The organism is Vibrio tapetis subsp. tapetis, assembly GCF_900233005.1.
Lineage (GTDB): Bacteria > Pseudomonadota > Gammaproteobacteria > Enterobacterales > Vibrionaceae > Vibrio > Vibrio tapetis.
Genome location: NZ_LT960612.1, coordinates 789,016 through 812,382 on the forward strand (window position 1 = coordinate 789,016; position 23,367 = coordinate 812,382).

20 protein-coding genes are annotated in these 23,367 nt (G+C 43.2%); 11 read left to right on the forward strand and 9 right to left on the reverse strand.

The features are described 5' to 3' along the window. Nucleotides 1–152: 152 nt before the first annotated feature. Nucleotides 153–2,030, reverse strand: coding sequence for a methyl-accepting chemotaxis protein (locus VTAP4600_RS20600; protein WP_102524642.1), 1,878 nt, complete (start codon nucleotides 2,028–2,030; stop codon nucleotides 153–155). Nucleotides 2,031–2,543: 513 nt separating this feature from the next. On the opposite strand from VTAP4600_RS20600, the gene VTAP4600_RS20605 reads away from it, so the two are divergent. Together VTAP4600_RS20605 and VTAP4600_RS20610 are read left to right on the forward strand one after the other, a co-directional pair. After that, nucleotides 2,544–3,083: a GNAT family N-acetyltransferase gene (locus VTAP4600_RS20605; protein ID WP_102524643.1), complete on the forward strand. Its 540-nt coding sequence runs from the start codon at nucleotides 2,544–2,546 to the stop codon at nucleotides 3,081–3,083. A 280-nt stretch (nucleotides 3,084–3,363) separates the two neighbouring features. Beyond that, complete coding sequence (locus VTAP4600_RS20610; protein WP_102524644.1) at nucleotides 3,364–4,407, forward strand: GGDEF domain-containing protein; 1,044 nt, start codon at nucleotides 3,364–3,366, stop codon at nucleotides 4,405–4,407. A gap of 18 nt (nucleotides 4,408–4,425) precedes the next feature. On the opposite strand, the gene VTAP4600_RS20615 is transcribed toward VTAP4600_RS20610, so the two are convergent. After that, nucleotides 4,426–5,025, reverse strand: a complete 600-nt coding sequence (locus VTAP4600_RS20615; protein ID WP_102524645.1) for a class I SAM-dependent methyltransferase — start codon at nucleotides 5,023–5,025, stop codon at nucleotides 4,426–4,428. 173 nt (nucleotides 5,026–5,198) lie between these two features. Between VTAP4600_RS20615 and VTAP4600_RS20620 the strand changes: the two genes are divergently transcribed. Continuing rightward, entirely contained in the window at nucleotides 5,199–5,531 is a 333-nt protein-coding gene (locus tag VTAP4600_RS20620) for a nuclear transport factor 2 family protein (protein WP_102524646.1), read from the forward strand. A gap of 110 nt (nucleotides 5,532–5,641) precedes the next feature. Next, nucleotides 5,642–6,871, forward strand: coding sequence for a peptidase T (gene pepT, locus VTAP4600_RS20625; RefSeq protein WP_102524647.1), 1,230 nt, complete (start codon nucleotides 5,642–5,644; stop codon nucleotides 6,869–6,871). 87 nt (nucleotides 6,872–6,958) lie between these two features. On the opposite strand, the gene VTAP4600_RS20630 is transcribed toward pepT, so the two are convergent. Beyond that, a complete protein-coding gene (locus VTAP4600_RS20630; RefSeq protein WP_102524648.1) occupies nucleotides 6,959–8,332 on the reverse strand; it encodes an MATE family efflux transporter in 1,374 nt (457 codons plus the stop codon). A gap of 90 nt (nucleotides 8,333–8,422) precedes the next feature. Between VTAP4600_RS20630 and VTAP4600_RS20635 the strand changes: the two genes are divergently transcribed. Continuing rightward, a complete protein-coding gene (locus tag VTAP4600_RS20635) occupies nucleotides 8,423–9,280 on the forward strand; it encodes a helix-turn-helix transcriptional regulator (RefSeq protein ID WP_331813013.1) in 858 nt (285 codons plus the stop codon). Between the two features lie 127 nt (nucleotides 9,281–9,407). Here VTAP4600_RS20635 and VTAP4600_RS20640 read toward each other — a convergent pair whose 3' ends face one another. The 3 genes from VTAP4600_RS20640 to VTAP4600_RS20650 all read right to left on the reverse strand — a co-directional run bounded on the left by VTAP4600_RS20640 (nucleotide 9,408) and on the right by VTAP4600_RS20650 (nucleotide 14,749). Continuing rightward, nucleotides 9,408–12,566 (reverse strand): efflux RND transporter permease subunit, encoded by a 3,159-nt coding sequence (locus VTAP4600_RS20640; RefSeq protein WP_102524650.1) that lies wholly within the window; start codon nucleotides 12,564–12,566, stop codon nucleotides 9,408–9,410. After that, nucleotides 12,566–13,609, reverse strand: coding sequence for an efflux RND transporter periplasmic adaptor subunit (locus VTAP4600_RS20645; protein ID WP_102524651.1), 1,044 nt, complete (start codon nucleotides 13,607–13,609; stop codon nucleotides 12,566–12,568). The genes VTAP4600_RS20640 and VTAP4600_RS20645 overlap by 1 nt, the downstream gene beginning before the upstream one ends. A gap of 261 nt (nucleotides 13,610–13,870) precedes the next feature. Further along, on the reverse strand, nucleotides 13,871–14,749 hold the full coding sequence (locus VTAP4600_RS20650) for a LysR family transcriptional regulator (RefSeq protein WP_102524652.1): 879 nt from the start codon (nucleotides 14,747–14,749) through the stop codon (nucleotides 13,871–13,873). 147 nt (nucleotides 14,750–14,896) lie between these two features. Here VTAP4600_RS20650 and VTAP4600_RS20655 point away from each other — a divergent pair, with 147 nt between their 5' ends. The 4 genes from VTAP4600_RS20655 (at nucleotide 14,897) to aroG (ending at nucleotide 17,997) form a co-directional block, all read left to right on the forward strand. Continuing rightward, nucleotides 14,897–15,139, forward strand: a complete 243-nt coding sequence (locus tag VTAP4600_RS20655; RefSeq protein WP_102524653.1) for a hypothetical protein — start codon at nucleotides 14,897–14,899, stop codon at nucleotides 15,137–15,139. Between the two features lie 167 nt (nucleotides 15,140–15,306). After that, the gene (locus tag VTAP4600_RS20660) at nucleotides 15,307–15,930 is read left to right on the forward strand and encodes a LysE family translocator (protein WP_102524654.1); all 624 of its coding nucleotides are present in this window, start codon (nucleotides 15,307–15,309) and stop codon (nucleotides 15,928–15,930) included. Between the two features lie 239 nt (nucleotides 15,931–16,169). After that, complete coding sequence (locus VTAP4600_RS20665) at nucleotides 16,170–16,625, forward strand: GNAT family N-acetyltransferase (protein ID WP_102524655.1); 456 nt, start codon at nucleotides 16,170–16,172, stop codon at nucleotides 16,623–16,625. Between the two features lie 319 nt (nucleotides 16,626–16,944). After that, nucleotides 16,945–17,997: a 3-deoxy-7-phosphoheptulonate synthase AroG gene (aroG, locus tag VTAP4600_RS20670; RefSeq protein ID WP_102524656.1), complete on the forward strand. Its 1,053-nt coding sequence runs from the start codon at nucleotides 16,945–16,947 to the stop codon at nucleotides 17,995–17,997. A gap of 205 nt (nucleotides 17,998–18,202) precedes the next feature. Here aroG and VTAP4600_RS20675 read toward each other — a convergent pair whose 3' ends face one another. The 3 genes from VTAP4600_RS20675 to VTAP4600_RS20685 form a co-directional block, all read right to left on the reverse strand. Beyond that, nucleotides 18,203–18,916: a hypothetical protein gene (locus tag VTAP4600_RS20675; RefSeq protein WP_102524657.1), complete on the reverse strand. Its 714-nt coding sequence runs from the start codon at nucleotides 18,914–18,916 to the stop codon at nucleotides 18,203–18,205. A gap of 143 nt (nucleotides 18,917–19,059) precedes the next feature. Then, on the reverse strand, nucleotides 19,060–19,692 hold the full coding sequence (locus VTAP4600_RS20680; protein WP_102524658.1) for a thioredoxin domain-containing protein: 633 nt from the start codon (nucleotides 19,690–19,692) through the stop codon (nucleotides 19,060–19,062). Between the two features lie 165 nt (nucleotides 19,693–19,857). Beyond that, nucleotides 19,858–20,325 (reverse strand): MarR family winged helix-turn-helix transcriptional regulator, encoded by a 468-nt coding sequence (locus tag VTAP4600_RS20685; RefSeq protein WP_231897987.1) that lies wholly within the window; start codon nucleotides 20,323–20,325, stop codon nucleotides 19,858–19,860. 306 nt (nucleotides 20,326–20,631) lie between these two features. Between VTAP4600_RS20685 and VTAP4600_RS20690 the strand changes: the two genes are divergently transcribed. Both VTAP4600_RS20690 and VTAP4600_RS20695 read left to right on the forward strand, forming a co-directional pair. Further along, nucleotides 20,632–21,858, forward strand: coding sequence for a C45 family autoproteolytic acyltransferase/hydrolase (locus VTAP4600_RS20690; protein ID WP_102525468.1), 1,227 nt, complete (start codon nucleotides 20,632–20,634; stop codon nucleotides 21,856–21,858). 119 nt (nucleotides 21,859–21,977) lie between these two features. Beyond that, nucleotides 21,978–23,300, forward strand: coding sequence for an IS4 family transposase (locus tag VTAP4600_RS20695; protein ID WP_012397019.1), 1,323 nt, complete (start codon nucleotides 21,978–21,980; stop codon nucleotides 23,298–23,300). The last annotated feature ends 67 nt before the right edge of the window (nucleotides 23,301–23,367 follow it).

The window sequence follows — 23,367 nt, forward strand, 5'->3', positions numbered from 1 at the left end:
AATCCCAGCGGTATAACCCGGCTGGGATTTTTTGTGTTAAGGCGCTTTATGCCATTTTACTTTAGAAGTTAAAGCTCTAATAAAAAAGAAGTTAACGCTCTAATAAAAATCGCATTAACATAAAGAGGGCTCGCCTCCACCTTCACTTATTGCTACACAATAAACTTGCTCATCACGCTTTCTTGATCTCGAACGTGTTGTAGCTGGAGTGTCATTGCGTCGTTAGCTGAGTCAGCTGAGTCTGCAACTTGTACTGATAAATCCTTAATATTGATGGTGTTGTTGTTAATCTCTTCCGCTACCAAGCTTTGCTCTTCTGCGGCAGAAGCTATCTGAATGTTCATATCACTGATCTGTTGAATGGCTTCACGGATACGTTCAATCGCTTGATTGGCTTCTTCTGCTTGGGTGACGGTTTCATCGGCGGTTTCTTTACTTTGCCCCATGGCACTGGCAACCGCAGAGGCACCTGATTGCAACTGTTCTATCATGTTGCGGATTTCAGTCGTCGATTCTTGAGTACGTTGTGCAAGAGTACGAACTTCATCGGCTACGACAGCAAAGCCTCGACCAGATTCACCGGCACGGGCTGCCTCGATGGCGGCATTAAGTGCAAGGAGGTTCGTTTGGTCTGCAATATCATTAATTACTTTCAAGATGGTTTCGATGTTGGCCGTCGCAGTTTCTAACTGTTTCACTTCTTCTACGGCTTGATCGATGCGCTCTGAAAGTGCGCTGATGGCTTGAGTCGTATGATTAAATACTCTGCTGCCATCTTCCGTTGCGGTATCCGCATCTTTTGCAGCACTTGCTGCGCCTTGTGCGTTACCTGCAACATCCGACGAGGTGGTCGCCATTTCATGCATCGCGGTGGCGAGCTGTTCAAGCTCTTGCATTTGTGTCGCCATTGCGCTGGCAGAGTGTTTCGCGCCGTCTGCAGTTTTCTCTGTTACCGACATAATTTCTTGGCTGAGCTCTTTCGTTCGGCTAATACGTTCCTGCAGAGTTTCTGCAAAGGTATTAAATCCTTGAGCCAACTCGGCAAACTCTGGATCGGTATTAGTATCCAATCGTTTAGTGAGATCTCCTTGACCAGAAGCCACATCTTGAATCGCTTGATTGAGGCTTTGGAGTGGCGCCATTAGGGTGCGAATCAAGAGTTGAAGTGCGAAAACAGAGACAATCAGCGCAATCAGTGCGTACACGATGGAGCTGTTTCGTAAATCATCCACTGCGGCATAAGCGATGGTTTCATCAAGCATCACACCTACATACCAATCTTCGCCAGGTATTTTAGAGAAGTCGGTCGCGAAGACTTGATCATTGATGTCCACTTCTTGAGTCGTTTCTTTAATGCTGACGTTTGGTAAGAACTCCGTCATAGGCTTGCCGTTCATTTTCGCATCAGGGTGCGCAATGATGGTGCCGTCACCAGCAACAATGAAGAGGTAACCTGCATCAAATAAGTTAACTTTGTTTACGATGGTGGCAAGGCCTGCAAGGCTTACATCGTAGAAGATGGCACCGGTAAATTTGCCGTTATCTTTTACCGGTTCCGCAATAGAAACCAAAATCTCATTGGTCGCTGAGTCGGCGTAAGGCGCAGTAATTATTAATTTCCCTGCATTTTTGGCATCTTTATACCATGGGCGTACCCTTGGATCCCATGTTGGGCCTGGATTCCAGCTTGGGTCGTTACTCACATGAGAGCCATCACTTTCTATACCCAATCCTGCAAGCAAGAAAGAATCTTTGACGATTTTCTGACTAATAATATCTTCAATATTGTCTGTATTGCCATCAACATAGGCGTCTTCGATTAGGCTTGTCGCATAGGCTGCGATGTCTTTTTTACCTTTTAAGTCAGCAGATACGGTATTTCGAACCCCATCTACGATTTCACTAACACTAGAACTCACTTGCCTTTCAAGTTCACTCTTCATCGCAAAATACTGCTGAGTGGTTAGAAGAGTTAATATTAGCAACAATAGCAAGGAGGATGCGGCAACTATCTTATGGCGAAATCTCATGGTCTTCCTTTAACCTCTTGTTAGAAGTTTTAATAATTGATATGTCAAAAATTATGGTTCAATTTAAGACATTTTTCCTGTAATTAAAGCCGTGATTTTAGTCTTATTGTTTTAACCACTTTATAAGCAGTATAGATGGGGTATCGGTTGTTGATAACGATACTTGAGTTTTTTGTTAGTAAATTGTGATGGTTAAATCGATTTTACATCATCTTGCGCAATCGATTTCTTACCTCAGAGGCAAGCTGAGCCGTAGGGGCGAAACGAGTCAATAATCAAGTTGAAGCTTTATTTGGTGACGAAACGGAGTACATTGTCACGTTGATGGCTGAGCTTTAGATTATTAGTAGACATGTAAATAGTCGAATATGTTACTTGGCGCGCGGAAATAGTGTATTTATTCAGTTGTATGCCGCTTTGTCTGGTTGTTTTTCGTTAAAAAGGTGAATAATTCGGTGATTTTTGCTTTACTGTAGTTATGTTATATATTCGTCATCGCTCAAGGAGGAGAGAGTGGAATTAAGACAAGCGGAATATCAGGATTACGCTAAGATCGCTCAGTTGCACGCAAAGAGTTGGCAAGAGCACTATCGTGGCATTGTGACCGACGCGTACCTAGATAAATTTGCAGCCGATGATCGGCTGGTTATTTGGCAGACGCGCCTTACGAACCCTTCTTTTAATCAAAGTGTATTGTTGTTGGAAGAAGGAGACACCTTGTGTGGATTTATCTGTGTGTACGGTAACCATAATATTGATAATGGAACCATTATTGATAATTTACACGTAGACTCAGCGTATCAAGGCCATGGATTGGGCACGAAATTGATGCTTGAAGCCGCTAAATGGACTCAGAAATATTTCGCTGATTCAGGCTTATATTTAGAAGTTCTGGATGAAAACGTAGCAGCTAAGCAGTTTTACTTAGCTCTTGGCGGTAAGGTTTCTCATAAGAGTCACTGGAATTCACCATGCGGAAGCAACGTTGAAGAGTGCATCATTGTTTGGCCATCGCCTCAAGTTTTGTTAGAAAAAGCGCAGGTTTTTGTGTAGGTGAGGTCGAATTGTCGTTTAAGAAATAGCGCCTTATATGGCGCTATTTTTTTCTAAAAACACCAGATATAGTATTTTAAAAGGCCAGTATTGACACATTTAGTAATATGTATTTACTAAATTGGCTCAGGTTTGTGTGTTTTAGGCTCAAAAATATAAGTGATTATTGAGAAATAAAACCTAGATCAGATAAATCGCAACATTTATTAGTTAAATGTTGTCCGAATGTGAAATCTGTTCCAAAATGCTACTGGATGCACAAGCATAGAGTGGAAGCGTAATGCAACAGATGGATTTGGATGTCGAATGGCTGACTCGTTCACAGCTGTTTCGAACTAAGATGCTCAAAGGTATGAGCTTGGTTACGCTGTTTTCTGGCCTAGTTTATGGGTCGGTTAATTTATTGTTGCTTGATCAAAAAATGCTCGGTGTGTTCGAGTTATGCTTTTCTATTTATTCGGCTTATCTATTTTGCTATGCCGATACGCTACGTCATCGCCCCTTTCACCCTATGCTGTATGTTTCGACTATTTCTGCGATTATTTTCTTTGCCGTCGCAACGACTCCGACATCAGTAACGGTGTTTGTCTGGATGTTTCTTAGCCCTATTATCGCTTACTTGTTGCTTGGGAAAACAAACGGTTTCCGCTTAAATCTATTTTTGATCCCGGGCGGTATCGCTAATTATACGTGGCAAATTCTACAGCCAGATTCAATATTGGCGATTAACTCAGCAATTAACGTTGCAGTATGTTTATTTGCCTTATGGGCTGTTTCTCATGTTTACGAAAGAAATAGAGAGCGAACAGAGCAACAGCTAACATCACTAGCGACGCTCGATCCTCTTACTCAAATTGATAATAGGCTCAGTCTTGCTCTCGGCTTTGAGAAGATGGTTACTATGCATCGACGTAAAAGTGATGTGTTCAGCTTATTGGTGATAGATCTCGATTACTTTAAAGCAATAAACGATGAGTTTGGGCATGACACGGGAGACCAAGTGCTCGTAAAGGTTGCGCGCCTATTAGCTAACAGTGCTCGCCTGTCAGACTCTGTATATCGTGTTGGAGGGGAAGAGTTCTGCGTGTTACTCCCATATACCGATAGAAGAAAAGGTAGGGCAATGGCTGAGCATCTAAGAAAAGCCATCTCGAGAAGTTGCTTTGATATTGATGGCCATTGCATCAATGTATCCGCCAGTATTGGTATCTCTGAGTATGGTGAAGATGGAATGGCTCTAGATGATATGTTTAAAACTGCCGATGGTTTGCTTTATAAAGCGAAAGACCTTGGCCGCAACCAAGTAGCCTACGCGGTAAGTTGAGTGTTGGATGCTCTATTGTTATTTCTTCATGACGACGGTGAAGTCGTCTTTCGCATAGCCATTAACGATGAAGCAATCCGCTGAGAGCGTACGACAAAATGCAAGTATCTCATCTGGATTATAGCTATTGAGTAATGTGTCTGCCGGAAAGTTATCTGAATTCAGCAGATTAAAGATCACCACCTCATTGGCATTATCATGCATTCCTCTAATAACGTTATACAGATATTTTGGATCGCTACTGTGGTAGTTCAGAGATCCGCAAGCAATTACTGCATCATGCTTACTTAGCTTGCAACGAGCAAAATCGGCATGCAAAAAAGTAGCTTTAGGGATATCTCTTAGTTTGGCGGAGGCAATAAACGCTTTTTGCTGATCAATCCCAGTATAATTTTTTAGTGCAAAGTACTGATCTAAGTACAGCTTTAAATCGCCAAATCCACATCCTAAATCTAAGACTGTCTTCTTGTTAAAATCATGCTGTTGTGCGATGGCATTAAAACGCGTCTGTTGAGATGCCGAGTCCTTCCAACCTAATATTTTCGGTCCGTCAAATGGCCATTTCTTCTGACGGTCGTTGTGGTAAAAGTAGACGTTTAAGCGATCAAAAAAATTCACATTAGCTCCGGACACATAGCGGTAAATTCAGGGGCTAGATAATGGCCCTTTTTATGGTTGAACGCTTATTGTAGCAAACGTCGGGGCTAACGGAATGAGAAGGTTGAATCCTGAAATCTGAGTTACCTCCTATACTTATTTCATCTTACTCGGATTCCGTTGGGAGTAAATGTATGAGCGAGGCATTGAGGGAAGCGTGTTTGGCTTTTTCTAAAGGCGAGGTGGACGAGCTGTTGCCGTACCTGTCCGAGCAAGTGGAATGGCGAAATGTAGGAAAAGAAGTGATTCATGGTATCGACTCCGTTAGAGCTATTTGCTATCAACTTGGGTTTGAGCCAGTGTCGTTGCAGGTTTCGAGTTATTTTTCAGGCGATGGGCATATGTTGATTCAAGGACATGGCGATGCCGAGCGAGCATTTAACTTTTGTGATGTATTTCAGCTTGAAAATGGTCAAGTTACGGTGATTACTTCGTATTTGGTTATACAGGAAGAGAATAAAACCTGACCTATCGCAATGTGTAGAGGATTAATCTAACTATGATGATTGTAACGATTCGTTACGGATCATTTGCTCGTATTCGGAGCTGAGACTAGCCCACATAAAAAGAGATAGTTATGGATAATCTAGTAGAACGATTTTTACGCTATGTAACTTTTGATACCAAGTCTGACCCTAAAAATATTCACTGCCCGAGCAGTGCTGGCCAAATGGTTTTCGCTCAGAGCTTAAAGCAAGAAATGGTTGAACTTGGTCTTGTTGAAGTGAGCTTGGATCAGAATGGCTATCTGATGGGGCGCTTGCCTAGTAATGTGGATTATCCCGTCCCTGCTATTGGCTTTATTGCTCATATGGATACCGCTCCCGATGCGTCTGGTAAAAACGTAAAACCGCAGATTATTGAAGATTATCAAGGTGGTGATATTGCCCTTGGTAAAGGCGATGAAGTGCTCTCTCCGATCCAGTTCCCCGACCTTCATGGTCTACATGGTCAAAACCTTATTACTACGGATGGTACGACATTATTGGGTGCTGATAACAAAGCCGGCATTGCTGAAATATTGACGGCTGTTGCACACTTACAAGCAAACCCAGATATTGAACATGGCGATATTTGTATTGGTTTCACTCCGGATGAGGAAATTGGCCGAGGTGCTAACCTATTTGATGTGGATAAGTTTGGCGCTAAGTGGGCGTACACCGTTGACGGTGGGCCATTAGGTGAGCTGGAATATGAAAACTTTAACGCCATCGGCGCTGATGTGATTTGTCATGGTGTGAATGTTCACCCGGGTACAGCAAAAGGTAAAATGGTCAATTCCATGAACATTGCCGCCCAGTTCCAAGCAATGATGCCTGCCGACGAAACACCAGAAACAACGTCGGGTTACGAAGGCTTTTATCATTTGAAATCTATGGAGCCAAGTGTTGCTAAAACAGAACTCGGTTACATTATCCGTGATTTTGATGCCGCTGAAACGGATCGCCGTAAAGTGTTTATGCAGCAAAAAGTGGATGAGTTAAACAGCAAGTTAACCAAAGGTCATGTTGAGTTGGTTTTAACGGATTGCTATCGCAACATGAAAGAAATGGTTGAGCCTCACCCTCATATTATCGACATTGCTAAACAGAGCATGATTGAGTGCGATGTAGAGCCGTTGATCAAACCGATTCGCGGCGGCACCGATGGCGCAAGGCTATCGTTTATGGGATTGCCTTGCCCGAATATCTTTACTGGCGGTTATAATTTCCACGGTATTCATGAGTTCATCTCAATTGAACAAATGGAGCAGTCGGTATTGGTGATCGCTAAGATTGCTCAAAATACGGTGAAATACCATCGTTAGATGAGGTAGAAGGCATTAGGCAGAAGGCAGAAGGCAGAAGGTTGAATTATCTTCCGCCTTTGGCCTTTAGCCTTCCGCCTCGAGCCTCTAAGCCGTTTGCAGCGTTAGGTTAGCCACCCAGCGCTTTTCACGGTAGCGACGGAAGCACAGGTAGAATCGAACAAACTCTTCACTCACAATCGCTAAGTAGACCCAGTTAAAGCTCCACTCACCTAAGAAGGCACCGAACAGCGTCAATGGAATACCAAAAGACCACATCGCAATCAAATCCATTTTGATGAAGAACATGTGCTCTCCTCCGGCTCTCAATACGCCGTTGATGATGGTCATGTTAAGCATTCGAATCCAGATACCAAACGCCATTACTCCTAGTGCAGGTAACGCCATCGCCGCAAGCTCAGGTGAGTCCAAATTCAAAACGCTAATTACCCAGTCGCGACTTAAATATAACGCTAAGCCCAGTGAGAGGCCCAATGCTAGCACCCACTTAATGATGGTAATAGAAATCGCTTGAGCATCTTCAAATTCATCACGTCCAAGAGATTGCCCAACTAACACTGAGCAGGCAACCGCAATCCCAAAAAATAAAGCATAGCAAAGGGATTCGAATGGCCCAATCATGCTGTAAACCGCTAATTCGGTCGTCCCCATGTGGCCAATGATCATTTGATAGGTAAGTGTACCTGCCGCCCATAAAACAGCGCTGCACGAGCTTGGAATCGCGAGCTTCTTGAACGACATCCATAGAGTGTGGTGCTTTTTAATATAGTGGCTAGTGATAAGCCAATTTTTGCTCCACACCAACACTGCCCACATCATGAAGACTTGCAGCGCTCGAGCGATGGTCGTAGCTAATGCCGCACCGGCGACGCCCATCGCTGGAATGCCGTAACCGCCGCGTATAAGCAAAAAGTTTAAAGCAATGTTAATCGCGACGGTGATAGCACCAATGATCAAAGGCAGCATGGCATTACCACTTGAACGTAATGCGGATTCAACAGTAATCACTAAGTGCGTGAGTAGAAGAACAGGAAAGCTATAGATTAGGTAATCAACGCCTAAGCTGATTACTTGATCATCACTGGTTTGCAGTAACATGATCTGCCCTGCAAATAGGGTCAGTACTGCGGTGACAGGGAGAATAAGCGCTGTGCCAAACTTAAGCGCTTGTACCGTTACCGTTTTAGCGTGTACTTTGTCTTCTTTGCTCCAGTATTGTGATACAAGTACGCCGGTTGCAGCGGCCATACCTGCCATAATCATGGTCGCAACGAATTGCCATTTTGAGGCGATGCCAACGGCCGCAGTCGCGTGTTGGCCAAATTCACTTACCATTAAGACGTCTGCTAATGCCAAGATAGAAACCAGTGCACTTTGGATGGCAACTGGGAACGCGAGCTTAAGTACTCGAGGCAATAGAGCGTGCGGGCGAACGGTAGGTGTTAAAGAATGTGTTTTCATATTATGCCCTCCTGATTTAGGCGCAAAATATAACTAAGTACGAGCATAAACAAAATGTTTAAAAAACCAGAAAACCTGTGCGAATTTGACATGTCTAAATTTCAACCAAAAAATCATTGGCAAGATGAAATACATTTGGGTGACGATTGTCGAGAACGATTTCTCACGCAGTCCGACTTTCCAGAGTTCGTTGACAACAGTGTTTTTATGGCAGGCTTAACCGTACTTCAAGACGAATACCATGTAGAACGTTCTGATCCGAGTATTCATACTTTGCTGTTTACTCTTGAGGGGCGAGGAGTGCTCATCACGGTCGATGATGTAAGGGTTATAGAGCCAAATACGGTAACGTTACTTCCAGCACATCAGCCGTTCCGATTTGAAATATTGTCGGCGGATGATGGTTGGAAAATGTCTTGGATGTTGTTAGATAATGTGGCTAAGTGGCTTCCCCTTATCTCTCAGGGGCAGAGAATAGAAAACACCCCATCATGCGAGCAGCTCTGGTCATTTTTGAGCTTACTTCATAATGAAATTGATGGGCGAGTCAGTTATAGAAAGCTGTTTGTAAGTGAACTGTCTCGTTTGTTGATTGGTTCTGCTCATCAAGATGCACCATCCAATACTATTATTCGAGTTCAGAGTGTTTTCAACGACGTAGAGTCGCAATTGCATCACCCATGGAGTGTAAAAGCGATCGCAGAACAAAGCTTCATTGGTGTCGAGCAGTTGAATCGGATCTGTAAGCAACTTTATGGCTGTACTACGCAGCAGCGGCTGATTGCATTGCGAATGGAGAAAGCGACCGATTTACTGCATTACAAAGATTGGTCTATCGGCATGATTGCACAACGTTTGGGCTATCCAGACCCGTTTAATTTTACTCATCGATTTCGCCAGTATCATGGTTGTTCGCCGAGGGATTATCGACGTAAGTTGGATTTGTAGGGGGGAAGGCACAAGGCTAAGGCAGAAGCGGGTGGTGAGAGAAAGAAGGTGAGGTGCTGGTGGATATGGAACAAAAAAAGCTCTGCGCAATGGCAGAGCTTTGGGATTTTAGAGGGGGTAATGGGTGTTAGGCTTCTGCTTTTACCAATGTTGCGTTAACGTCTTCTGTGTGAGGAAGCGTTTTAGGTGGTCCCATTACCTTCTCTCGTAGAGATTGCAGCAGGATGTAGATCACCGGAACTACAAGCATACCGAGGAAAGTTGCAGAGACCATGCCACCACATGCAGCCCAGCCAATCGCTTGTTGAGCGGCGTAACCTGCACCGTTAGAGAACATCAATGGGAACAAGCCGAATACGAAGCTCAGTGCCGTCATCATTACCGCACGGAAACGCATACGTGTTGCGGTTACCGCCGCATCAATGATTGGTATACCTTGTTCTTCACGCAGCTTCTTAGCAAATTCAACGATAAGAATGGCGTTACGTGCCGACATGCCGACCAGTAGCACCATGGCTATCTGTACGTAAAGGTTCACATCCGTACCCATTAGGAACACAGTTAATAGCGTACCAACCAATGCGGTAGGAACCGAAAGAATGATACAAAGTGCCACAACCCAAGATTCATACTGAGCAACAAGCAGTAGGTAAGTGAACAAGATTGCCATAGCAAACGCAATCAGTGCAGAGTTACCCGCAGACAGCTCTTGTTTAGTCAAACCTGCCCACTCGATTTCGTAACCGCTTGGTAGTGATGCAGCCGCTTCTTCGATGGCTTTGATGGCGTCACCAGAAGAATAACCCGGTGCCGGGTAGCCATTGATGTTTACCGCTTGAGACAGGTTAAATTGCTGAATAACTTGAGGGCCAAACACAACTTTTGGGGTAACAATACTAGAGATGTTGATCAACTCACCGTGGCTGTTACGCACGGTTAAGAAGTTCAAGTCATCAATGTTCTTACGAGTCAGTTGCTCTGCTTGAACATAGACGTAGTAGTTACGACCGCTTAGGTTAAATTCACCACCGTAAGCACCACCAAATTGCGCTTGAATCGTGTTGAACACTTGATCCATTTGCAGGCCCATCATCTTGATTTTTTCACGATCAATTTCAAGTTTGATGTTTGGCGTGTTTGCCGTAAAGGTTGTGTACGCGCCGACAACACGTGGGTCAGCATTGATTTTTTCAATGAATGCGTAAGACGCTTCAGCCAGCTCTACTGGGTCGCGAGCTTCTAAGTCTTTAAACATCAAGTCAAAACCCGCCACTAAGCCTAGCTCTGGAATTGCTGGTGGCGGGAATGCCATACCAAACACTTGATCTTCTGCATCGATCACAGCCTGAGATTGACCCAGAACTGTCCATAGGCTCAATTCTTCAATCCCTTGACGGTCTGCGTACTCATCAAGCGTGATCAGCATCAGACCCGCGTTAGGACCCGTTGAGTTGGTGATCAGGTTAAAGCCCGCTACCGATACAACGGATTTAACCCCTTTGATTTCTTGCAGTTTGTTGGACACATCTTCAAGAACCGCATCAGTACGATGTAAAGCAGAACCGTCTGGCAGCATAACAACCGCAAACAGTGTGCCTTTATCTTCGTCAGGCAAGAAGCCAGTCGATGTGTTGCTACCAAGGAATGCAATGCTACCAAATACGCCAGCAACCAAAGCAACCCCTAAGATGGCACGGCTACCGAAGAAGCGAACCGATTTTCCGAAACCATCACGAGTGGTATTCACGCCTTTATCGAACACACGGAAAAGCCAGATTTTCTTGCTTTCGCCGCGTTTCATTAGCATGACACACATAACAGGCGTTAGAACCAACGCAACGATTGTTGAAACCACAACGGCAGCAGAAATCGCGATACCAAACTGACCGTAAAGGATACCCGTCATACCCGGCATGAATAGCGTTGGTGCGAATACAGAAAGCAGTACCAGCATTGATGCGATGATCGGGCCAGTTACTTCTTGCATTGAGTTAATAACAGATTGTTTGATGCTAAGTGTTTTGTCTTCTTCACACAGCCTTTCAACGTTTTCGATAACGATGATGGCGGCATCAACCACGATACCAATGGCCAAAATCAAACCAAACATACTGATGATGTTGATGGTCATACCCGCAGAAAGCATGATAGCGAACGTTGCGATCAAGGACACAGGGATAGCGGTGATGGTGATCAGCGTGATACGCCAGCTTTGCAAGAAGAGAACGGTGATGAGCGTGACCAGTACCACTGCATCGACAAGTGTGCTGAAGATGTCATCAATTGCTGCTTCAACGAAAACCGTGCCATCGTAAGGAATGTCTACAGCCATGCCTTGTGGGAGTGGCGTTGAATCAATGTATGCTTTTGCGGCTTTACCCACGTCCATTGCGTTAGACGTTGGAGAACGGTACATGAACACAGTGGTTGCAGCTTGGTTGTTGTGGTAAGAGTTCGCCATGTACTGGATAGACCCCAGTTCTACGCGTGCGATGTCTTTTACTTTCACAAGACCCATGCTATCAGCACGGATAATCACTTCTTCAAAGTCGCTTGGCTTTTGCAGTGCACTGTCTACTTGGAAAGTGTATTCCCAAGAGTTTTCGCCTTCGTTAGGTGATACACCAGCACGACCGGCAGCAAGAATTTGGTTTTGCTCTAAAAGTGCGCCTTGTACTTCTTCCGTTGTGATACCCAGTGCGGCCATTTTAGATGGATCCATCCAAATACGCATTGAGTAGTTTTTCTCGCCGATAACCATCACGCGAGATACACCAGAAATACGCTGCAGGCCTTCTTTTAGGTTGGCAGACGTCCAGTTAGAGAGTTCGATGTCGTCCATGCGGCCGCTGTCGTCACGAACCGTAAACGCCATCAACATACCTGATGATACTTTCTCTACCGTTACACCATAGCGACGAGCGCCTTCAGGTAAACGTGAGATGGACTTGTTTACACGGTTTTGAACAAGCGTTACGGCACGGTCGGCGTCAAGGCCAATTTCAAATTGGACTTCAAGACCGTATGAACCATCGTTACCAATGTTCGACTTCATGTACGTCATGCCTTCAACACCGTTGACTTCCTTTTCAATAATAGAAGCAACAGATTTTTGCATTACGTCGGTAGAGCCACCGTCCATGTTGATGTAAACCATGACCGTTGGAGGGGCGACATTTGGATACTGACCAACAGGAAGTACCTGCATGGCTATAGCACCCAAGATAGTCATCAACAAGGCAATAACAATAGCTAAGTTGGGGCGATTAATAAAAAATAGACTCATTATGAACGATCCGCCGCTGGTTTCACGTCTACTTCAAGACCTGGGTAAAGTTTCATTGTGCCGCTGATGATCACTTGGTCGTTAACTTCTAAGCCGCGTACCAATTCATCTTTTTTGTGCTGACCAATTGATTGAACGCGTTTTTGTGCAACAACCCCCTCTTCAACGGTCAATACGTAGCGACCTTGGCGATCGGTTAATACTGCTGACTGAGGAATCACGATGTTGCCGTGACCATTGATGTTTTTAAGGGTCACTTTGCCAAACTGGCCATCAAGCAAAGCGCCTGAGTTTTCGAAGCGGTAGCGAACGCGTAGTGTGCTCTTTGTTGGGTCGATAGCACCATCAATGGCAAACAGTTTGCCAGATTCTTGGTAATGAGCAGAAGCAACGGCCAGTTCCGCCGATAGATCTTCTATGTGAGTAATGAAGTGGTCGTTACTTGGAAGTTCTACAATCGCATCGATGTTGTTGTCATTGATGATGTCACAAACTGGGCTGCCCGCCTGAACGTGTTGACCTTGGTCTAAATACAGGTCAATAACCTTGCCTGTCGATTTCGCACGAATATTGGTGCGTTCTAGCGCTAGAGCCGCTCGTTCTGCATGCACTTTAGCAAGCTTCATGGTTGCTTTTGCCTGGTGGAAAATGGTTAAGACTGAATCGTGTTTAGATTGCGACATGCCGCCTTTTTTGATTAGGGTTTCAGCTCCTTTTCGATCGTTGTCTGCTTGATTGTATGCCGCTTTGGCTAAATCTAAATTGGCGAGAGCTTCTTGCAAGTTCAATTGATAATCGCGGTCGTCCAACTTAATGAGAACCTCACCCTTTTGCACATGTTGACCATTGCGGACCATCTTATGAGTGATAGCGCCAGAAGTTTGAGATATGACTGCAATGTGTTGAGATGCAATTAAAGAGGTGCTGTAAGTTTTACTTTGAAATACGGGTTGGTACTGGGCGTTTATTACAGAAACTTCGGTTGCAGCCATACTTAGGGCAGGGACTGCGCAAAGCAGAGCAATGAGATGAGTTTTTGCCATGTGAACTCCAAAGTGTTAGATAATGTTAGTGATACGGAACATGGCTTCAGTATTTCATTATGTGTCAGTAAATTAATTGCGCAGGGTCAATAAATACCTCTATGGTTTAATGTAAAACATAGCGTTATTTTATTGGTGTTCATAAGTTGTTGTATGATAAGGTATTTTGAGTTCTGGTGTTTTTTGATGAATTATATAAAATCTGAGATAGATCACATTTAGATACTTTTTTATACATCTGGTCACAATCTATCACGTTAATTATGAAGATGTTATAGCAGTCGTGGCTAAACAAACCTGAACGAGCCATTTCATTTTCGGGCTGTCTTTTTGGCTGCGTCTATAGCTCATTATTTGATTAAATTCGAAGTCAAAGTTATCTGGTAGAGGGATGGTCCGAGCGCCTTCCGGTATTTGTTCAGCAACGGTGAATGAAAAGTGATTACTTGCACGAATGAGTTGATGGCAGGCGTGAATTGATTCGATGCGTACTGCGCGCTCAAAGTGATAGCCGAAGTTTTTAAGTTTCTCGACTAAGTGCAATCGCTTGTCATTCCAACCTGGTGTAAGTAGGCCGGCAAGCGGATACGCTTGCAATTCGTCCAGTGTTTTAGCTGGATGGTCTTGCCGAACAAAAGCGGCAACTTTTCCTGATATTAAAGGTTGCTGACAAATCGACTGAGGGAGACTGTCGGTAAAAATATGAATTGCCATATCACCGTCTCCGTTTAGTAGATTGTCTAGCTTTTTATTACTCCAGTGCTCAAGTGTCACCATACTGTGGGGGGCTTGGTCTTTGATAGCCAAATAAAGGGCTGCGCCATAGGTTTCCATAAAGTAGCTTTGTAAGTAGATTTTTATTGGTTCTCGATGGGTTCTGGGGTCAAAACTATCTTTCTGAATACTGTTAATACAGGTTAATACTGAGCGAAAATAGTGGATGTTGTTCTGAAGAAAATAGGTAGGCTCGAACACGTTTCCAGCCTGTACAAATAAAGGATCATCGAGTTCCTGTTTCAACTTTGCTAGCGTCTTACTGATGGCACTCGATGTTTTGCCCTGCGAATCAGCGACGGATTTAACGCTACCCAGATCATACATTTTGACCAATACATCTATGTTACTAATATCGATATTCATAAAAGGGCTCGTAAAGTTTGGGGGTAATTAGCAACTGACCCGTTGCCTGTAAGTAAGTTCCTTTCCAAGATGGAAATTCTGCATTTCCTCGTTAATGAGCGCATTTCATTTTAGAGTGACTCCATCGAAACGAAATGAGGCATTACCATGAAAAAACTAATTATCGCTTTATCCATCATTTTCTCGACAACGGCTGCCGCAGGAACTTGTGGTCCAAGTGTGAGTGCGGATGCGCCGTGTTCTACAATGACCGACAATCAAATTCAAAGCGAACGTATCGTTCACCCAGCTTCTATGAATCAAGATGATGACACGACATCTGTACGTTTTACTATGGCTAATTCAGCGCTGACTCATGAAAAAATGATGGAACCAAACGAAAATCGCTAATCGCACATTCAGCCACCTCAGGGATGAGGGGTGTATTTTTATTTTGATTTATACGAAACATGTGCCACTAATAACCAGTATTTGTCTATTTTTCAGTTTATTCTTATTGCGCTGATTCTCTATAATGGTTTAAAATCCGCCGTCCTTTTCTAACCTCAGAATACATCATGATTGATCTCTCAATCCTTCCTGTCTATCTCACGGCAGTGGTTGCTTTATTATTACTCCCTGGCCCTGACATGCTGTTAATTGCTAGTTCAAGTATAAGCTATGGCCGTAAGGTTGGACTTTTTGCCAGTTTAGGTAATGCCACCTCTGGTATCATCTTGACACTATTGGCTGCTCTGGGTGTTTCAGCGCTTATTGCTATGAGCCCTATTGCGTTAAAAGTACTGCATATTTTAGGTGGTGCTTATTTGTTAAAAATGGGTTGGGATTGCCTGCGTTCACAAGCCGCAGAAGCGCCAGATGTTGGGAACGAAAAACAGATGGCTGGCGCATTTTATCAACGCGCTCTCGTTAGTAATTTATTAAACCCTAAAGCCCTTGTTTTCTTTGTCATGTTCTTACCTCAGTTTGTTTCTGGCAATATTTCAGCAAGTTCTGGTGAGCAAATGTTAGCGCTGGGCTTATTACTTAATGTGCTGGGCTTAACGTTTAATCTACTCTTGGTAGCTTTAGTCGGGACATTGGGGAAAGGTTTGCTCGAGAATGCTAAATTCAGACAGTACCAACATAAAGTCATGGGCGGTGTTTTTGTCTTGCTGGCTTTGTGGATGTTAAGCGCTTAGCACCTAGGTTCACTCTATTACGTAACGACGCCTTCTACTTAGAAGGCGTTTTTTTTTGGTTTTAGACCTCTGAGTTTGAAGCAGACCAGTGACCGACTTAGATTGAAAACCAGAGCTTTAGTAAAAAAATAGAGTGTTTTTTGAGCGCATTGAGAGAGGGGTGTTATATTTAATAGGATACCAATAAATATAAATACCCATTTTCATTATTTATGCTCAAGACGATGTAGGAACCAATCATGAATATTGTACAGCTAACATGGGAGCAAACTGTTCCAGTTAGGCAGGAAGTATTGTGGCCTGGCATGCCTGAAGATTTTTGTTATGTAGTCGGAGATGAACAAGCACAGCACTATGGTGTGGAAATTGACGGAGAGTTAGTCACGGTAGCATCGGTTTTTATTGATGAGGATGACGAGACGGCAAGAATTCGTAAATTTGCCACGATTGTAGATCATCGGCATGAAGGCTTGGGCAGTGCGCTCTTGGAGCATATTTTGACTGACGTCCAACGGTTTAATGTTCATTATTTCTGGTGTATTTCCCGCGAGTCTACTGTCGACTTTTATAAGCGTTTCGGTTTAAAAATTGAAGACGAACGTTTTTCTAAGTGCGGTATTCATTTTTATCGAATGAGTTGCCAGTTAGGTGGAAAAGAACCGTATTCTTCAAATGGTGTAACGCTTCATTCCTGAAACTGCTTCCACAACTCCTGCTACTAGACCCTTTTTTAGAAGCACTGGCTTGTCGGTGCTTTATTGATCTCGCTTTACTCTTCATTAATCCATATAACTATCATCAATTTATATTGGTGTTTTTTTAACCCAATTTTTTAATTTCTTCCAACTTTAGTGCTTGAACGGGCATGTTAAGTGATAAAAACTCTAATTTGGTTAAAATAAATGATTGAAGTTCTATTTTTTAGCAGTTAGGTTAAAGGGAAGGATAAAAAACACCATCGCATATATAAGCAATAAAAGGTGTTTACGCTAAATTAAACAGGATGATGTAAGTATGTACCAAACCGACGACGTTCGTATCAACAAAGTTAAAGAGCTTCTACCACCAGTAGCGGTATTAGAAAAGTATGCAACAACTGAAGTTGCCGCTTCTACTACGTTTGAAGCTCGTCAGGCCATTCACAATATCTTAGAAGATAAAGATGACCGCCTATTGGTTATCGTTGGCCCATGTTCAATTCACGATACTGAGGCTGCACTGGAATACGGTAAAAAGCTCAAAGTGTTACGTGATGAATTGGGTGATAAGTTAGAAATCGTCATGCGTGTTTATTTTGAGAAGCCGCGCACAACTGTTGGTTGGAAAGGGCTGATCAACGACCCTTATTTAAATGATACTTACAAGCTAAACGATGGTCTGCGTATTGGTCGTAAGTTGTTGTTAGACTTGACAGATATGGGCATGCCAACGGCAAGTGAATTTTTAGATATGATCACGCCTCAGTATGTGGGTGATTTGATTAGCTGGGGTGCTATCGGTGCACGTACGACTGAATCTCAAGTTCACCGTGAACTGTCTTCTGGTCTGTCTTGCCCTGTTGGTTTTAAAAATGGTACAGACGGTAACATTAAGATAGCGTCAGATGCTATTCGTAGTGCTGGTGCTTCCCACCACTTTTTGTCGGTTACTAAGTACGGTCACTCTGCAATCATAGAGACCGCTGGCAACCCAGACTGCCACATTATTTTACGTGGTGGTAAAGAGCCAAACTACAGTGCTGAACACGTTGCTTCTATTAAAGATGAACTACAAGCGTCGGGCTTGCCACAAAAAGTGATGATTGATTTTAGCCATGCAAATAGCTCTAAACAATACAAGCGTCAAATGGTGGTAGCGGAAGACGTTTCTGCACAATTAGCCGCTGGTGAGCAAGCCATTTTTGGCGTGATGATTGAATCACACATTGTTGAAGGTCGTCAGGATTTGGTTGATGGCAATGCGCCAACTTATGGTCAGTCTATTACCGATGCGTGTATTGGTTGGGATGATACTGAAGTGGTATTGCGTCAACTTGCAAGTGCGGTTGAAGCACGCCGCAACGCGTAATTAGCGAAGATATTGTCGCATACGGAGCATCAGGACTCTGATGAATGTGTTAAATGAAGAGTAGCGTATTCGCTGCTCTTTTTTTATGTCTATTGATCTGCGGCTGTCACTGTTACTGAGCGACTAGAGCTTACGGTTTTTTCTTTTATTCGACAAAAAGCCAGCGCATTAGCACTGGCTTGCATTCGCAGAGTGTTCTTAAGACTTAGAAGTAGTAAGAAACACCCGCTTTGATTTGGTTGTCGTCTGACTTCTGACCCATAACGTGAGTTGAAGTGTGAGCGACTTTGATGTCACCCCACCACAGACCATTATTAGAAAGAGGTTGGCCGTATGAAAGCTCAAACTTCTTAATCGTCATTTTGTCGTTAACGTTAGTGTATTGAGGTTGAATCATCAGGTATTTACCTGCGTCATCTAGGTATACAGAAGCGATGAGGTTTGCTTGGTAACCCGTTTCAGATGCGTTGTCTTTGCTCAATGTTACGTGAGCAAGATTTGGGAAGATAGCTAACCAATCTAGCCCTGTTTCAACTTTTGCGATTGCGCCGATGGCCACAAGATCAAAATCACCGGTATGGTTTTTGATGTAATCAACAGAAACACCCACTTTAGAGATGACGTTCCACTCAACGTCTTGCGTACCGAATAAACGTGCACGGGTACTATTCGCAGTATCTTCGTGATCTTCTGCTTGTTGGTAAGAGCGAGAGTGCTCTAACAAACCAAGGTAGTTGAATTTTTCAGTCAGGTTACCAGCGATACCACCTGTAAGGGTGTAATCTTTGTTGCCCGCTTGGCCCCAAAGGAAAGTATTCGTTTGCGTGACATCTGCCGGATCAATTTGGGTTTCTTCTGCCATTACTAGGTTAGGAGCAAGAGCGAATGTTAAGCCTGTCGCTAAAAGTAGCTTTTTCATATCGATAATCTCTATTACTGTATAGTTGATGGTAACGAGATTATATCCCGCATAGTTTCATATTAAACCATATTTATTATGGGGATTAAAAAACCTCTCAATTTTGAGAGGTTTGGCATGTTGATGCGATGACGAAAAAATATTTAGGCTGCTTCTGTTAGCTTCTTGTTGACAAGATTTTCAACTAAGTCCTTATATTCTTGGAAAGAAGTCACACGTTTAGGCAATACCTGATATTGATTTCCAATGATGACAGCTGGCACTGCATTGATTTTCATTCGTTCAATGTCATTCATGTATTCATGCAATTTGTCATTGGTTTCTTTCGCCATAAATTGCTTCTGAAATTCAAGTGGCTCGATGTCTAACTCTTTGGCTAGAAGCTCAGTTAGTGTGTTCATACACTGAGGCGCTTCATTCGCTTTTAATGCGTCGAAAAGAACTTGTGTATATTCTTTATCTTTATTGCATGATTCAGCGACAGCAAACCCTTTAGTGTAAAGAATGTCCAGTTTATCGTTAGGGCTGAATACAGGGACTTTCTTGACGCATACATCCTTTGGCAGTTGTTGCGCGATTTCTGCATAAACAGAGTCCATCGTAGCGCAATGCCAACAGCGAAAACTGAAGTACACTCGAACGTCGTTATCTTGCTGTACATTAGCCGTTACAACTTGAAAGTCAGTGCCTTCTTTTAAATCCAAAGCCAAAGCAGGTGTGCTAAAAGCAAAAGACAGCAAAGCAATAGATACGAAAGATTTGGTTTTATTTAGCATGTTTTCTACACAAAAGGTTAAGAAGTTGAGGGAATATTATTGTTAAATTGGCTTGATGTCAAATCATTTATGGGGTGAGTGAATGCTTTCATTTAACTTATTGCTTTTTATGATAATAAAAAACCGCCAATAGGCGGTTTTCATAATAGAGTCTTTTGGGGGCTATTAATCATCGCAGTCGTAATATTCTGGATTGTAGCGAAGTACCATGCCTCTCATTGCATTAAATACAATGTCTCTGTGCTCGGTTGGAACATGACTAACCGCATCTTCCAACTCTTGGTTGATGATGACAGACAGTTCGTCGTGAATTTTTTTGCCTTTTAGTGTTAAGAAAATTTTCTTAGCATTTTTATGTGTTGGATCTGGTGTTGAAGCAATATATTCATTCTTTTCAGCGTGGCGAATAAGACTCGTCATCGTGCCTTTACTTCTCAATAGGCGCTCAGCTAGTACGCTTGGGCGTAAGCCGTCTTCCCAGTCTAATTCCATGAGGACTAGCAATTGTTCTACGTTAATTTCTTTATGCAGCTTTTGGATTTCCAATTGAATACGGTTTTGCATTTGACGAGTTGCAATCCAGCTGATACCCGCAGTAGTTTGATAGGGTTTAAGAACATTTTTATCCGACACGAGTTAATTCCTTAATCTATTCATAATCTTTATGAGGTCATAATAACCATAAGATAGTTCGAAGTGAAAGTTGTTTCGGTGACTTTTTTGAAGTATTTCCAACACTTATCTGTAAGGAATTATATTAAACGTTGGCATTTTTTCATGAGTATGTGTTTTTACCTTATGATCCTTTTCATGCAATTGTTTAAAATTGAATTAGTTGAGTCATTGAAAAAGAACTCTTGTGATCTCGGTCAATTTACATTCATAAATCTCAGGCGTAGTATTACTTTATTGTTCAATATTAAATCAATTGGTGGAAGAATGAAAAAATCTCTTATATACACTGCGTTGTTATCTCTGTTTTCACTTCAAGCTAGTGCAAAGTTAATTCAACACACCGAGCAAATCGCTGAAGTGCAGTTCAATGGTTCGTCTTACGAACTCGGGCAACACGTTGCGGATGTGGCCGGCGCTCAAATCTTAGATAGTATTGACCGATTCAATAATATGTTAGGTGTCATGTTACCTGGCCTTAATGTTGTTTCTATTTCTAAAAGCTTTGAAAGCAAAGATGTGTTCACAAAGCTTGAAAAAAGTAGCCCAGATGCAGCCGCTTACATCAAAGGATTGGCGAAAGGTTTAAATCGGACTCCTGAGTTACTGTTATCCGTTGCTATGTCTGATGAGGCTATTTTGGAAAGTCAAAGCAATGGCGGTATGGGCTTCCTACAAGCGGATGTTGATTCAAGTGCTCCTGCGAGGTGCACTGTAATGGCGAAGTCTGATCAACAAGGATCGGCTTGGGGGGCGGCTAACTTCGATTACATGGGCATTAATTACACCGGCCTTATCGTCTTACATCATACCGATACTGATGGCAAAACACGTGTTATTCAAACTTGGGCTGGCTTGATCCCTTATGGCGGTATTTCTAAGGGTGGACAGATGGTGTTGATGAATACTCTGGCCAGTGATGGTACGGCTCGTGAAAAAGATAAGGGTGAGATCATCAGTGACCATGCCACGCCTTCTTTTTACTTATCTTGGGATGCTTACAATATTGAGCAACCAAAACAAGTGATTGATATGGTGAAAAATCATGATGGCTACACGGCATTCTTTTCTTACATCGTGGCGGATGGTAACAACGAAGTCGTGAACATTGAGAATGGTTATAAAGGTGCCGTTCGAACCTCTACCGGCCCGTGGAAAGCCCACGCTAACCATTCAACCTATCAACAAGAAACGTTTGTTGATGAGTCATTTGCCGCTCACTCTCTGACACGTCAAGCCGCAGCGGACAAGTTTATGCCTAGCGCTACGGGTGAGATGGCTGAAGCTCAAAATTTTCTTGGCACAAAACCACTTTGGAAAGGTCGTGGTGAGTTGATGGGAACAGTAACGTCGACTTACATGAACTGGACGCCAACAGAAACGACCATGTACATTCAGACTGATAAGTCTGGTGATGGTGAGCGCACGGTTGTGATTAACAACCACTTTGTTGTAAAAGACGAAAGTGAGTCTTACGCTGACATCAGTTCGTAATAGCAACAGGCTATACTGTTTGAGCCTAGCGAATTTGCTTAATGCCGATCGTTTAGCTACTTGAACGATCCTCCAGAGGCCTCATAATCGGTCGTAACGTAAGTTACGGCCGATTTTTTATGTCTGAGTTTTCAAAAGAGTTACAGGTTACCGCAGAGTTTTGCCACGAACGTCCAATCGATGTGTTTAATAAACACATTCCTTGGGAATGGGTTGAAGAAGCTGTTCAACAAACTGGACGAGTATCGCTCAGAAAGCGACGCCTCCCCGCAGAGCAAGCTGTTTGGTTAGTATTAGGGATTGGGCTCCAACGTAATCGCTCCATTCAAGATGTCTGCGACAAGTTGGAGTTAGCATTCCCTGATGTAGATGGTGAACTCACACCTATGGCAACAAGCAGTATTATCAAGGGGAAAGAACGCCTCGGCGATAAACCTATGCGTTACTTATTTAAAACTACAGCCCAACAGTGGGAGCAACAATCAGACTTTGACGAAGTTTGTGGCTTAAAGCTTCTTAGTGTCGATGGAACGTATTTCAAAACTCACAATACCGAAGAAAATCAGCATTTTGGGTTTGCTCAAAAAGGTGCATCATTTCCAAGCGTGTTGGCAGTAACATTAATGTCTACACGTAGCCACCTTGTGTCCGATGCTGCTTTTGGACCAGTAACAAACAGTGAAATATCATATGCCCAACAACTTGTGGGGTCAGCACCAGATGACTCATTAACACTTTTTGATAGAGGGTTCACTTCTGCGGAGTTATTTACCAGCTGGCAGGGTGCTAGCAGTAACAGCCACTGGTTAACACCAATCAAAACCAAAATGCGCTATGACATAATCGAGAGTTATACTGATTATGATCATCTCATTGAGATGCCTGTTTCACCACAAGCTCAAAAGCAGACTCCCTATCTTGGCAAGAGATGGCAAGCACGCCTTATTCTAATTCCAACCCCTAAAGGTGAAATCAAAGGCTTCATTACTTCGTGCTTATGCCCTGAGCGCTATCTGTTTGATGACTTAGTTAAAGTGTATTGGGAGCGTTGGGAAATCGAACGCAGTTACGGCGAACTAAAGCAGTATCAGTTACAAAACAAACCAACATTACGAAGTAAGAAAAAAGTCGGGATATATCAGGAGCTATGGGGAATATTAACCAGCTATAACATCGTGAGGCTGGAAATGGCTGAGATGGCTAAACAACATGAAGTTGAGCCTCTACGGATCAGCTTCATTAATGCCTTATTTTTGATTATGGATGAGATGATTTGGGCGAGCGACACTCGAAGTCCAGGAGCGATACCAAAAAACTTAAAAGCTCTCAGGGACAATGGGAAGCGGCTTATTCTCCCCAAGAAACGGAAAAGGAAACCATACCCCAGAGCGGTTTTAAAAAAGCCAGCCCGATACCCCAATAAACATGCCACTCGCTCTTAAGCGAGTGGCATTAAGCGAATTTGCTGGGCTTTTTTCTGTCTCGATATCGGAGTTAGGTCGTTGAGTG

Bases quoted from the DNA above. Each gene is read 5' to 3' on its own strand.
- VTAP4600_RS20620 (WP_102524646.1), top strand. From the start codon at position 5,199: ATGAGCGAGGCATTGAGGGAAGCGTGTTTGGCTTTTTCTAAAGGCGAG.
- VTAP4600_RS20610 (WP_102524644.1), top strand. From the start codon at position 3,364: ATGCAACAGATGGATTTGGATGTCGAATGGCTGACTCGTTCACAGCTG.
- VTAP4600_RS20690 (WP_102525468.1), top strand. From the start codon at position 20,632: ATGAAAAAATCTCTTATATACACTGCGTTGTTATCTCTGTTTTCACTT.
- VTAP4600_RS20675 (WP_102524657.1), bottom strand. From the start codon at position 18,916: ATGAAAAAGCTACTTTTAGCGACAGGCTTAACATTCGCTCTTGCTCCT.
- VTAP4600_RS20680 (WP_102524658.1), bottom strand. From the start codon at position 19,692: ATGCTAAATAAAACCAAATCTTTCGTATCTATTGCTTTGCTGTCTTTT.
- VTAP4600_RS20665 (WP_102524655.1), top strand. From the start codon at position 16,170: ATGAATATTGTACAGCTAACATGGGAGCAAACTGTTCCAGTTAGGCAG.
- VTAP4600_RS20695 (WP_012397019.1), top strand. From the start codon at position 21,978: ATGTCTGAGTTTTCAAAAGAGTTACAGGTTACCGCAGAGTTTTGCCAC.
- VTAP4600_RS20645 (WP_102524651.1), bottom strand. From the start codon at position 13,609: ATGGCAAAAACTCATCTCATTGCTCTGCTTTGCGCAGTCCCTGCCCTA.
- VTAP4600_RS20600 (WP_102524642.1), bottom strand. From the start codon at position 2,030: ATGAGATTTCGCCATAAGATAGTTGCCGCATCCTCCTTGCTATTGTTG.
- VTAP4600_RS20655 (WP_102524653.1), top strand. From the start codon at position 14,897: ATGAAAAAACTAATTATCGCTTTATCCATCATTTTCTCGACAACGGCT.
- VTAP4600_RS20635 (WP_331813013.1), top strand. From the start codon at position 8,423: ATGTCTAAATTTCAACCAAAAAATCATTGGCAAGATGAAATACATTTG.
- VTAP4600_RS20630 (WP_102524648.1), bottom strand. From the start codon at position 8,332: ATGAAAACACATTCTTTAACACCTACCGTTCGCCCGCACGCTCTATTG.
- aroG (WP_102524656.1), top strand. From the start codon at position 16,945: ATGTACCAAACCGACGACGTTCGTATCAACAAAGTTAAAGAGCTTCTA.
- pepT (WP_102524647.1), top strand. From the start codon at position 5,642: ATGGATAATCTAGTAGAACGATTTTTACGCTATGTAACTTTTGATACC.
- VTAP4600_RS20650 (WP_102524652.1), bottom strand. From the start codon at position 14,749: ATGAATATCGATATTAGTAACATAGATGTATTGGTCAAAATGTATGAT.
- VTAP4600_RS20640 (WP_102524650.1), bottom strand. From the start codon at position 12,566: ATGAGTCTATTTTTTATTAATCGCCCCAACTTAGCTATTGTTATTGCC.
- VTAP4600_RS20660 (WP_102524654.1), top strand. From the start codon at position 15,307: ATGATTGATCTCTCAATCCTTCCTGTCTATCTCACGGCAGTGGTTGCT.